The organism is Nonomuraea sp. NPDC000554 (assembly GCF_040300065.1).
Classification (GTDB): Bacteria; Actinomycetota; Actinomycetes; order Streptosporangiales; family Streptosporangiaceae; genus Nonomuraea.
The window spans coordinates 239,250-250,291 of the sequence record NZ_JBEPDC010000016.1; the positions used below are offsets into that span (position 1 = coordinate 239,250).

The 11,042-nt window shown below is 70.1% G+C and carries 13 protein-coding genes and 1 pseudogene; 7 read left to right on the top strand and 7 right to left on the bottom strand.

What is annotated here, in order from left to right; genetic code table 11:
• Positions 1–5: 5 nt before the first annotated feature.
• Genes ABT294_RS28930 through ABT294_RS28940 form a run of 3 tightly spaced genes read left to right on the top strand, consistent with a single transcriptional unit; the run spans position 6 to position 2,811 of the window.
• Positions 6–1,127: a sensor histidine kinase gene (locus ABT294_RS28930; RefSeq protein ID WP_350809436.1), complete on the top strand. Its 1,122-nt coding sequence runs from the start codon at positions 6–8 to the stop codon at positions 1,125–1,127.
• Complete coding sequence (locus ABT294_RS28935) at positions 1,124–2,215, top strand: sensor histidine kinase (RefSeq protein WP_350809437.1); 1,092 nt, start codon at positions 1,124–1,126, stop codon at positions 2,213–2,215. Before ABT294_RS28930 ends, ABT294_RS28935 begins: the two co-directional genes overlap by 4 nt.
• Entirely contained in the window at positions 2,212–2,811 is a 600-nt protein-coding gene (locus tag ABT294_RS28940) for a response regulator transcription factor (RefSeq protein ID WP_350809438.1), read from the top strand. Before ABT294_RS28935 ends, ABT294_RS28940 begins: the two co-directional genes overlap by 4 nt.
• An 85-nt stretch (positions 2,812–2,896) precedes the next feature.
• Here the strand turns inward: ABT294_RS28940 and ABT294_RS28945 are convergent, their stop codons facing one another.
• The 3 genes from ABT294_RS28945 to ABT294_RS28955 are packed head-to-tail and all read right to left on the bottom strand — an operon-like array spanning position 2,897 to position 4,526.
• Positions 2,897–3,874, bottom strand: coding sequence for an NAD(P)-dependent alcohol dehydrogenase (locus ABT294_RS28945; RefSeq protein ID WP_350809439.1), 978 nt, complete (start codon positions 3,872–3,874; stop codon positions 2,897–2,899).
• The gene (locus ABT294_RS28950) at positions 3,871–4,104 is read right to left on the bottom strand and encodes a helix-turn-helix transcriptional regulator (RefSeq protein ID WP_350809440.1); all 234 of its coding nucleotides are present in this window, start codon (positions 4,102–4,104) and stop codon (positions 3,871–3,873) included. Before ABT294_RS28950 ends, ABT294_RS28945 begins: the two co-directional genes overlap by 4 nt.
• Positions 4,098–4,526: a hypothetical protein gene (locus ABT294_RS28955; protein WP_350809441.1), complete on the bottom strand. Its 429-nt coding sequence runs from the start codon at positions 4,524–4,526 to the stop codon at positions 4,098–4,100. The genes ABT294_RS28950 and ABT294_RS28955 overlap by 7 nt, the downstream gene beginning before the upstream one ends.
• Before the next feature lie 115 nt (positions 4,527–4,641).
• On the opposite strand from ABT294_RS28955, the gene ABT294_RS28960 reads away from it, so the two are divergent.
• On the top strand, positions 4,642–4,977 hold the full coding sequence (locus ABT294_RS28960) for a hypothetical protein (RefSeq protein ID WP_350809442.1): 336 nt from the start codon (positions 4,642–4,644) through the stop codon (positions 4,975–4,977).
• A gap of 90 nt (positions 4,978–5,067) precedes the next feature.
• Here ABT294_RS28960 and ABT294_RS28965 read toward each other — a convergent pair whose 3' ends face one another.
• From ABT294_RS28965 to ABT294_RS28980, 4 genes are all read right to left on the bottom strand, one after another.
• Positions 5,068–5,856, bottom strand: a complete 789-nt coding sequence (locus tag ABT294_RS28965) for a DUF4352 domain-containing protein (RefSeq protein ID WP_350809443.1) — start codon at positions 5,854–5,856, stop codon at positions 5,068–5,070.
• Between the two features lie 328 nt (positions 5,857–6,184).
• On the bottom strand, positions 6,185–6,649 hold the full coding sequence (locus ABT294_RS28970) for an NUDIX hydrolase (protein WP_350809444.1): 465 nt from the start codon (positions 6,647–6,649) through the stop codon (positions 6,185–6,187).
• 125 nt (positions 6,650–6,774) lie between these two features.
• Positions 6,775–7,461, bottom strand: coding sequence for a dTMP kinase (locus tag ABT294_RS28975; RefSeq protein WP_350809445.1), 687 nt, complete (start codon positions 7,459–7,461; stop codon positions 6,775–6,777).
• Complete coding sequence (locus ABT294_RS28980; protein WP_350809446.1) at positions 7,458–8,501, bottom strand: radical SAM protein; 1,044 nt, start codon at positions 8,499–8,501, stop codon at positions 7,458–7,460. The genes ABT294_RS28975 and ABT294_RS28980 overlap by 4 nt, the downstream gene beginning before the upstream one ends.
• 194 nt (positions 8,502–8,695) lie before the next feature.
• Here ABT294_RS28980 and ABT294_RS28985 point away from each other — a divergent pair, with 194 nt between their 5' ends.
• The 3 genes and pseudogenes from ABT294_RS28985 to ABT294_RS50875 form a co-directional block, all read left to right on the top strand.
• Positions 8,696–10,084, top strand: coding sequence for an NsdA family TPR-like regulatory protein (locus tag ABT294_RS28985; RefSeq protein ID WP_350809447.1), 1,389 nt, complete (start codon positions 8,696–8,698; stop codon positions 10,082–10,084).
• A 10-nt stretch (positions 10,085–10,094) separates the two neighbouring features.
• A complete protein-coding gene (locus ABT294_RS28990) occupies positions 10,095–10,592 on the top strand; it encodes an NUDIX domain-containing protein (RefSeq protein ID WP_350809458.1) in 498 nt (165 codons plus the stop codon).
• Positions 10,593–10,660: 68 nt separating this feature from the next.
• Positions 10,661–10,882, top strand: a pseudogene (locus tag ABT294_RS50875) (helix-turn-helix domain-containing protein); the annotation flags it as partial.
• Positions 10,883–11,042 lie beyond the last annotated feature (160 nt).

Consider the following 11,042-nt stretch of genomic DNA (forward strand, 5'->3'; position numbering starts at 1 on the left):
GGTGATTGGCTACCCGTCCCGAGACCGCGCGGAAGATCCTGCTGTACTGGATGGACGGCATGATCGGCCTGTTGGCGGTCGTGATGAGCCTGCTGGTGGTCACGGCCCTCATCCCTCCCGCGCGGATCTCCGTCCCGCACGCCGTCGCCGCCGTGCTCTGCCTGCTGGGCTCGTCCGCGCTGGTCCCCTTCGTTCTCCGGGCGGCCTACGACAACCGGCCGCGCCCCACGGTCAAGCTGGTCGCCAGCGGGCTGTTCGCGGCGGGCGCGCTCGCGCTGCTGCCGCCGGGGCCCGTCAGCCCGAGCGGGACGTGGGAGATGGTCGCCACCCTCTGGTTGTCGACCGTCGTCCTGTTCCTGCCGCTGTGGTGGGCGGTGTTCGCGATCGTCGTGACCGCGGGGGCTGTCACCACCGTCGTCGCCGTGATCACCGGGCAGCCGTGGCAGCTGGTGCTGATCTCGCAGACGATCAGCTCGGTCCTGCTGCCCGTGGCCATGTGGCTGTGGCGCTGGCTGTGGCGGACGATCAAGGAAGCTCATGAGGGCCAGGAGGCCAAGGCCAGGCTGGCCGTCTCGGAGGAGCGGCTGCGCTTCGCCCGCGACCTGCACGACCTGCTCGGCCACAGCCTGTCCGTCATCACGCTGAAGAGCGAGCTGGCCGCCAAGCTCGCCACCAAGGACGCGGGCAGGGCGGCGGCCGAGATGGCCGAGGTGCGCCGCCTGGCCGGCGAGTCGCTGGCCGAGGTCCAGCTCGCCGTCGACGGCTACCGGGAGCTCGACCTGGACCAGGAGCTCGCGGGCGTGCGCGCCGCGCTGGAGGCCGCGGGCACCCGGTGCCTGATCGACGCCAGGGCCGAGGACCTGTCGCCCAGCGCCCGCGCGCTGCTCGCCTGGGTGGTGCGCGAGGGCGCCACCAACGTCCTCAAGCACAGCGCCGCCACGTGCTGCGCGATCACGATCGACGGCGGGGTGCTGGAGATGCGCAACGACGGCGTCGTCGAGCCGGCGACCGGCTCCGGCAGCGGGCTGCGCGGCCTGTCCGAACGGCTGGTCACCGCGGGCGGCTCGTTCTCCGCGCAGCCCACCCCCGGCGGGGAGTTCCTGCTGCGCGCGGCGGTGCCGGCATGAGGCACGCCTCGAGGCTCGACAAGGTCCGCTGGCTCATCGTCTACTCCACCGACATCATCCACCTGATCCCGCTGATCGGGTTCGTCGACCTGTACCTCCGCCGGCAGGCCGGGCTGTCGCTGCCGCTGCTGGTGGGGGCGTCGGCGCTGCTGCTCGTCTTCGTGGCCCTGTCCACCCGGCCGTTCAGGATCGCCGTCAGGGACGGGCCCCGGCCGACCGCGATCCTGGCCGTTTCCGGGGCGATCGCGGTCGTGCTGGCGGCCTTTCCGATCATCTGGCCGATGCCGGTGTGGCTGGCGATACTGGCGCCGTTCGTCCGCAGGCGCACGATCACCCTGCTGTCGATCGCGTCGGTCGTGGGCGTCAACCTGCGTATCACCGCCGAGGCCGGCGTCGTCGCCTGGCCGGTGATCCTGATCCAGGCCGTGCTCACGGCGATGGCCGTCTGCGCCGTGCACGCCAACCTGTGGCTCTGGCGGGTCACCAAGGAGGCGCACGAGGGGCAGGAGATCAAGGCCAGGCTGGCCGTCTCGGAGGAGCGGCTGCGCTTCGCCCGCGACCTGAACGACCTGCTCGGCCACAGCCTGGCCGACATCTCGGCCAGGACGGCGGTCGCCGAGAACGCGCTGCGGCTCGACCCGGCGGCGGCCGCGGCGGAGATGTTCGAGGTGCGCGACCTGACCAGGCAGTCGTTGCGGGAGGTGCGCGCCGTCGTCCAGAACTACCGGGCGCTCGACCTGGACGAGGTGCTCGCCAGCGTGCGGGCGGTACTGGAAGCGGCGGACGTGCGCTGCACCGTCCGCGCCGAGACCGGCTCGCTGCCCGCCGAGACGCGCACGCTGCTCGCCACGGTGGTGCGCGAGGGCGCGACCAACGTCCTCAAGCACAGCAAGGCAGGACACTGCACTATCACGATCAAGGATGGAGTGCTGGAGATGTCCAACGACGGGGTGGGAGGTCCGGTGGGCGAGCACGCGCCGAACGGGCTCGGCGGTTTGTCGCAGCGCGTCACCGCCGCGGGCGGCACGCTCTCCGCCGCGCCGACACCTGACGGGGCGTACCTGCTCAAGGCCGAGGTGCCGGCATGACGACCCGTGTGCTGCTGGCCGACGACGAGCACCTGATCCGCGGCGCGATCGCCGCCCTGCTCGACCTGGAGGCGGGCATCGAGGTGGTGGCGCAGGTCGGCAGGGGCGACGAGGTCCTCGCCGCGGTGGCCGAGCACCACCCGGACGTCGCCGTCCTCGACATCGAGATGCCCGGCATGGACGGGCTGAGCGCCGCCGAGCAGATCAGCTCCCAGTGCAAGATCGTCATCCTGACGAGCCTCGGCCGTCCCGGCTACCTGCGCAGGGCGATGGCCGCCGGCGTCAGCGGCTTCCTCGGCAAGGACGCCTCCGCCGAGGAACTGGCGATGGCGATCCGCAAGGTGCAGGCGGGGGGCCGCTACCTCGACGCCGAACTGGCGGCGGCGGCGATGGCGGCGGGCGACAGCCCCCTCACGGAGCGGGAACGCGACGCCCTGCGCCTGGCGGGCGACGGCGCGACGGTGGCCAGGATCGCCGCCGAACTCCACCTCACGGAGGGCACGGTCCGCAACTACCTGTCGAGCGCGATGACCAAGCTGAACGCCCAGAACCGGCTGGAAGCCATCCGTACGGCCCAGCGCATGGGCTGGCTGTAGGACGGCGCGGCTCGCGCGCTTCGCCACCGCGTGCCCCTCACGGTGGGGGCGCCCCCACACGGTGGCGACGACCTCCCCCTCGCTTTCACACGGTGACGACGATCTTTCCCGCCGCGTGGCCCTCGGCGAGGTGGCGGATCGCGTCGGGCGCGTCGGTGAGGGCGTACGTGCGGTCGAGGACCGGCGTCACGGCGCCGGACTCGATGAGCCGTCCCAGTTCCGCGAGGTCCTCGGCGCGCTCCCTGACGGCCAGGCTGCGCAGCCGCTGGCTCACGAACGGCGACACCAGCGGCGCCCGGAGCTGACGGTCGTAGCCGCCGAACAGCGGACCCCCGCCGTGCCCGCTGCCGACCAGCACCAGAGTCCCGCGCGCCGTCATGGCCCGCCGGAGCAGTGACAGCGGGCGGTTCCCGGCGGTGTCGATGACGACGTCGTACCGCGCTCCGTCGCGGTCGATCTCGTGACGGGTGTAGTCGATGACGTCGTCGGCGCCGAGGGAGCGCACCAGGTCGGCCTTGGCCGCGCCGCACACGCCGGTCACGCTCGCGCCGGACGCCCTGGCGAGCTGCACGGCGAACGACCCCACGCCGCCCGCCGCGCCGATGACCATCACCTGCTGTCCTGGCCGCACGCGGGCGCTGTCGCGGACGCCCTGCAGCGCCGTCATCCCGGAGACGGGCACCGCCGCGGCCTGCTCGAAGGACAGGCCGGCCGGCTTCGGCGCCAGGCGCTGCTGGGGCGCGGTCGTGTACTCGGCGAACGAGCCGCTCTCGCAGGTGCCGAACACCTCGTCGCCGGGGCGGAACCGGGTCACGCGGGCGCCGACCGCCGCCACCACCCCGGCGACGTCACGGCCGCGCACCGCCACCTTGGGCCTGCGCAGGCCGAACCCCATGGCGCGCATGAGGTACGGCCGGCCGGTCATGAGGACCCACACGCCCGGATCCACGCCGGCGGCACGCACCTGGACGAGCACCTCGTCGTCACCGGCCGAGGGCTGCTCGACGTCCCGCAGCTCGAGCACGTCGGCCGAGCCGTACACGTCCTGAACGATCGCCTTCATGTCGTCTCCCCGGAGGGGTCGGGATACTGGAACACGTCGTCGAGCGGAACGCCGAACACCCGGGCGATCCGGAAGGCCATCTCCAGCGACGGCGAGTACCGTCCCTGCTCGATGGCGATGACGGTCTGCCGGGTCACGCCGATGCGCTCGGCGAGCTCGGCCTGCGTCATCTCGTCGTGCGCGAAGCGCAGCGCACGGATGCGGTTCGTGACACGCGTCGGCTTCACCACTGCGGCAGGCTCCTGCGGTACGCGACGATCTTCGTGACCGAGCCGACGACCGCCGACAGGACGAAGCAGAGGTAGATCACGTTGGCGATCCAGAACCGGTCCCACCCGGCCATCGCCATGAGCATCGCCGCGACCGCGCCGATGATGACGAACGACTGCCCCGTGTACTCGCCGAGCCGCCCGATCTCCCTGTCGCGCACGTCCTTGACGCGGGACGCCCTCGGGTTCAGGACGGCGATCCCGATCTCGGCCACGATCGACGCGACGATGCCCGCGCCGACGGTCCACAGCAGGGTGGCAGCGTAGGGCACCTCGGGCAGGGGGCCTCCGCCCGCGCGGCTCACGACGATGACCACGTACGCGGCGTACGCGGCCACGGAGACGACCAGCATGATCCACGCACGTTTCTCTTCGTGTGTCATGACCAGCCCTTCGATGTACAGAATTCTTGACATCGCGAACGTAGCAAGACTTTGACATCGTGTCTAGAATCTCTTACATCGAGGCTGCGGCTCGTTGGCCGGCGAGATGGATCGAATGAATCTCGTCGAGGGGTTCTTGATCTTCACGGGCGTGTCGACGGGCTACCTCCACATGGGCTGGAGCGGACCGTCCGGGGCCACGTCCGGCTGGACGTCGGACGGCGTTACCGGCGGCAGCTCGGTCGGTCCCGTGGAGCGCACTGGGCTCGGCATCTCCAACGTCGGCTTCGCCCATGTCGTGAACATCTCTGTGAGGGCGGTCGCCATGCCCAAGGGGCTGCTGAGAGTCTCCAGCACGGCCGGTACGTTCCGGTTCCGCTGGTACCAGGCAAACAGCCAAGCCACGGCGACCACCGTCTACGCCAACTTGTGGCTGCGGCAGACGAGCTGAGCTTCGTGGAGTCCGCGCTCCGCCTCGTTGACGTGCCGCGCGCAGCCGAAGGTGCGGACGGGCGGCACATCGGGGCTCACTGGCCGATCGTCACGAGAGCGTCCACTCGCCCTTCTGATTGGCGAATCCGCTGTTCAACGCGAACTGGAGCTTGGCCGACTTCGCGCCCTCAGGCACCTCGAACACAATCATTCCCTTGCGGGAATCCCCCATGTTGATAGTCACCATGCCGTCAAGGGACTGCCCCTCACGCACGTCATGGAGCGACGGACGATACTGCTGACCCTCGCCATCAATCAGCAGAGCGCCGTTCGTCGGAGCATCGCTGTAGACCGCCTGGCCCACGTTCGCGAGCGTCACCTGCACCGCGACGAGCTTGTTGCCGGTCTTCGGCTTCAGGAAGTCCTGAGCAGGATTGGCGGGGTTCACCAGCTGGTTCACCGTGACTGACACCTGCAACCCCGGGTCTCTACCCTGAAGGGTGATCGCCCCGCCGACCGAAGCCGTGGATGACTGTTGTTTGGGCTGCTCCTGCGGCTGCTGCTGAGCGGGTTCCGTTGCAGGTGGCTGGTCCGCCTCTGGCTGTTTGGACGGCATGACCATCTTCGGCGCGTCGGTGTCCGCCTCGGTCACCACCCGGTCCTTGCTGGTGTCGATGAGGACCAGCCCAACGGCGGCACATCCTCCTAACAACAGCAGGGGGATGCCAACCGCGAGGAGGACGATCAGGCCGACATTGTTGCGGCGCGGCGGCGGGGGTGGCGGGCTGGCAGGCGGCTGGTACCCGTACCCGTGCGTCGGTTGGGGGCCGCTGTAGCCATACGGCTGTTGGGGCTGCTGCTGACCGTACGGATCGTGCGGCTGGGACGGGTAGCCCATAGAGCTGCTCCTGAGACGTTGGGGCGGGACGCTGTGGGACGTTCCAAACATGCCGCTGGTTGACAGGGAATTCCTGTCCACATTCGGACACGTTGTCGTGCCGCCCCGCCGCGTGAGGGTCCTCCGCGGGCGGCGCGGGTGACCATGCCCGGAGACGCCACGATCGGCGAGGTCGCCCGAACCTTGGACCGGTTCGAGCGGTCCACCAACAGTCGTCTCGCCGAATCGGCCTGTAGACGCGCGCCCCAGCATGACGAAGCGCCGCCCGGCTCCCCTCGCGGGTCGGGCGGTGCCGTTTTCGCGTTGTACTGGCGGGCTGTGCCGTGGGCTATGAACTGTGGTCTGCCTGCCAGCCGTCGAGGCTGAAGGTCTGGCTGCGGCGGTAGGCGTCGAGGCCGGTCCGGATGTAGGTGACGACGTCGTCAGGCAGGTCGTCGAGGTTGAACCAGTCGATCTTCCCGCATTTGCCGGGTTCGACGTTGACGGGCTCCCCGACCCAGCGGGTGGCGGTGAAGAAAACGCCGATGCGGGCCTGGCCGTCGGGGTCGGCGTGGTGGCACAGGTGGACGAAAGTCAGGTCGTCGGGGGCGATGGCGATGCCGAGTTCTTCGCGGGCCTCGCGGGCGGCACCCTCGGGCAAGGATTCGCCGGCGTCCAGGCAGCCGCCGGGGACTGACCAGGATCCGTCGGCGAAGCCGGTGTTCGCTCGGAGCAGTAGCAGCACTTGGCCCTGGTGGATGAGGATCAGGTGCACGCCCACGTGGGGCCGGAAGGTGTCGGCTGGTGCGGCCATGGCCGTGCTCCCCGCTGTGACGCTGCGTCTGGAGCGGTCACGCTACCGCATCCTCATCCTCTCACCGTGTGTTTCAGGATGCCGGGGGCGGGCTGCGACGCCCCCGACATCGGCCTTGGTCGACGTCAGGCGCGGGTGGCAGGCATCTGTGGCACACACATCGCATGGACCAGGTTGGCGATGTGGTCGGTGAGCTCTGCCGGTGTGCGGGAGTCGGTTACGAGGTGGTAGGCGGTCGGGTCGGCGCGGGCGATGCGGTCGTAGTGGTCCTGAAGCCGCTCCAGGAGTTCGCGGTTGGCGATGAGGTCGCGATCGGCGGCGCTCTGGTCAGACTTGGCGGTCATCCGGGCGGCGAGCTCGTCGAGGTCGGTGTGCAGGTAGACCGTCAGGTCGGGTTGGGTCAGGTACTCGGTGAACGGGGCGATGGTCGCGGCGACGGTGTCGTTGTCCAGGCCGTGGACGGCGGCGTGGTTGGCGATAACGGACTTGATGTATCGGTCGGCTACCGCGTGCCCTGTCTGTAGCGCGTGGCGGGCCAGGTCGGCGGCGTGCAACGCCCCGGACAGGTAGAACGCCAGCTGAGGGAAGGCGCGGGCGTGGGCGTTGATGTACGGCTGCAGATCTGACACAGGGGCTGGGACGGTGTGGAAGCTCTGGCAGTCCAGCCGGTCGGCCAGTCGGGCGGCGAGTGTGGATTTGCCGGATCCGCTGATCCCTTCCAGGACGAGGAAGATCCCGGATCGCGGAGTGTCGGCTGGCTGGTAGGCGGCAGGGAGCGGGCGGTGGGCCATGTTGCGCGGCGGGATGATCACGACAGTGTCCCTTCCGTGAAGGCGTCCAGGTGCGTGGATACGGCGGCCAGCAGCGCGGCGGGGTCGTGGGCGTACCTGGTGATGTCCATGCGCAAGTCGGTGCGGAGCAGGCAGGGGGCCAGCGTGCCTGCCGAGTCCAGGCGCAGCGCCCAAAACCCCTCGATGCAGTGGGGCCGGGCAGGGCAGGTTCCGCACTGGCCGACGTGGTGGCGGCCGAGGGAGGCGTCGATGACCTCGATGGTCATCGCGCCGCTGTGGCCGACGACGGTGAACACGCGCCGGCCCTGCCCGGTGCCGGACGTGACGACTTCTTCGGCGCTGGCGATGGAGCGCAGATGGGCGCTGATGTCGGCGGAGGGGATCTTCCCGCCGCCCAGCCCCTGGTTGTGGTCGGTGTCGACCAGTTCGATGATCTGCAACCCGGTGCCGAGGTCGCGGGCGTAGGCGATGATGTCCATGACCTCGTGGGCGTTCTGCTCCTGCAGCAGCAGGTTCAGCTCGACGACGGGGATGCGTTCGATGGCCGCCTCGATACCTGCTTTGATCTTGACGATGTCGCCCGGCTTGCCCTCGGCTATCGCGACGATGGAGGCATCGGAGAAGTAGTGCAGCGACACCTTGATCCGGTCCAGCGCGGTGTCGGCCAGCCAGTCGAGGTCCTTCGTGAGCGTGAGCCCGTTGGTGATCAAAGTCGTGGTGTACTCGCTCGCCCGGTGGGCGGGAAGCCCTTCCAGGATCGGCCGGGCCAGGGGCGACAGCAGCGGCTCGCCGCCCGTGAAGAAGACGCGGCGGATACCCGCGCCCGTCATCGCATTGATCGCGGTCAGGAAGTCGGCGGCGTCCATCGCCCGCCGGCGGGGCTGGATGGCCCGGTCATGATGGGTGATCCGAGGCGGGATCTCCCCTTCGTTGTGGCAGAACCAGCACCCAAGCTGGCACCTGGGGGTGAGGGACACTCTTAGCTGCCCACCGCGGCGGGCGAAGTCCCCGGCGCCGCCGGAGAACATCTGAGGCATGGACAGATCGGTACGCAGGGTCATCGGCGAGCCTCTCGTGTCGGTCGCGCTGTTGCCGGTGCCTCACGGTGCGGCACAACGCCGTGGGAGGGCAGATGGAGCGGCCTGCGCGCCGCTGCGGGGTGGCCTGCGGGCTTGCGCGTTCTTGCGTGTCTGGGAGACGGCGAGGCCGTCAGCGCCTACCGTGAGAGCGGATCCAGGCCACCGAAAGGCGTCTGATGACACGGCCGGTCACCAATCACGAGCTGGAGATCCTGCTCGCCGAGGCGTCCTATCACCATTCGCTGGCCGCGTTCGCCCGCCAGGTCAACCGGGCCGCGGACCGGCAGTACGGCCTGGTGCTCCAGTACGACGGCGCGTCGGTGTATTGGTGGCTGCGTGGCCGCTGCCCCGAGCAACCAGCCCCCGAGCTCATCGCCGAGCTGCTCACGGAGCGGCTCGGCCGTGTCGTCCGTACCAGCGACCTCGGCTTCGCCCGCTTGGCGGCTGACCGTGACGCGGAGGCGCTGCTGTTTCCCGCCACGCTGCCCGCGGCGATCGACACGGCAGCCGGGCTGTGGCGTCGGCTCGGCCGCAGCGCTTCGGCAGGGACGCCGGCCCCCTTCGTGACCTCCGCGGCTGCCGAGGCTGGGTGGCGTTGGCACTTCGACCCGCCCGATTCCAGCGTGGCCCGCTCGGCCGGCCGGGCCGTCGATGCCGTGGACGTGGAGATGTTGCGCTCCTGCGCCGAGCAGTTCCAAGCACTCGACCGCCAGCACGGCGGCGGACATGCGCGGGCGTTCCTCGGCGACTTTCTCACCCGCGATGTGGCGCCGCTGCTACGCGGCTCCTACTCCGACCCGATCGGGCGGGAGCTGTTCGCGGCAGCGGCAGAGTTGACCGGCATGGCCGCCTTCATGTCCTACGACATCGGCGACCAGGGCGCGGCCGAGCGCGCCTTCATCCAGGCGCTGCGGTTGTCGAAGGCGGCGGGTGACCGCGTGCACGGAGCGCACATCCTCGCCAACCTGGCCACTCAGGCGATCTTCCTCGGTCTGCCCGACGAGGCCGTACGACTGGCACGGGCGGCTGTCCAGGGTGCCGGCCGCCGCCCAGGCTGGGCGGTCGCCGCGCGGCTGAAGACGACGGAGGCCAACGCTCACGCCCTTGCCGGCGACTTGTATTCCTTCCGGGCGGCGATCGCTCGCGCCCAGCATGCGCTGGATCGAGCCGACGCCGACTCCCCGGCCTGGGCCCGTTACTTCACTCCCGCTCACCTGGCGGGCACCGCGATGCGCTCCCTGCTCGACCTTGACCGTCCCAGCGAGGCGCTGGCCTTCCACCAGCAGGCTCTCGACCTCAGCGCCGGCAACGTGCGTACCCGCGCCCTGCACACCGCGTTGACCGCGACCGCGCACGCCTGCGCGGGCCGCATCGACCAGGCCGCGCTGCTGGCGTTGGAAGCCCTGCAGCTGGCCCGGCGGATCCGCTCCCGTCGCGTCACCGCGCGCATCACCCTGCTGGCGGGCGTGCTCGCCCCATACCGGCCCGTCGCTGAGGTGAGCACGTTCCTGGAGCAGCTCCCAGCGCAGGCCCGCCAAGCGAGTGGCGACGCTGCGCAGGGGTAGCGTGGACGAGATGAGCCAGTCTTACCTGCCGCCGCACGAGTGGTATGCGAGCCTGCCGACCGTGCACGTGTCGGCGTGCATGCTGCTCACCGACGACGCCGACCGTGTCATGCTGGTCAAACCCAACTATCGGCCCTACTGGGCGGTCCCCGGCGGCATGGTCGAGGACAGCGAGCCGCCGCACACGTGCGCCGTCCGAGAGGTCGCCGAAGAACTCGGCCTCGACGTCCGGCTCGGCCCGCTCCTTGTGGTGGACTGGGTGGCACCGGCCGGTGACCGGCTGCGCCCGATGCTGAACTTCATCTTCGACGGCGGCACCGTCGCCGATCCCTCCCGCATTCGGCTGCAAACCGACGAACTCGATGCCGTCCAGTTCTGGCCGTGGGAAGAGGCGGCCACCAAACTCCCTGCCGCCACCGCCGCCCGCATCCCAGCTGCCCGCACCGCCCGCAAGAACCAGCAGACAATCTATCTCCCCGCCGAACAACCAGATCCGCGAAACGTCTGAACTGGAGGGCCCCACCCGGTGCCCGCAAGTTCTAGAGGTCGTCGCAACACCCCAGCTTGGGCAATGCGATGGAATTCGAGATCCGGGAGATTCGATCTCCTCAGGGACGCAAGAAGAAGCCTCGGCCGCCGGCGAGTCGTGCGTCGGTGGCCGAGGCTTCTTCGCGTTCTCGGTACTCATCTCAGGAGGAGCGCCTGACCATCGCTGATCTGGTGCGCGAGGGCGGATCGATCCGGTCGATCGCCGCCGCGCTTGGACGGAGTCCGTCCACGATCAGCAGAGAAGTCCGCGGCAACGGCCACCCGACCAGCGGCGACTATCGGCCGTACGCGGCACAGGCCCGCGCGGACGCGCGACGGCCGGGGGTTCCGGTGGCCGCAGGCCACCCGCACCCCCCCCCCGCAAGGGGGGGCCGGCGCACCCGGGGGCCAACCAGTAGGGGGGGGACGG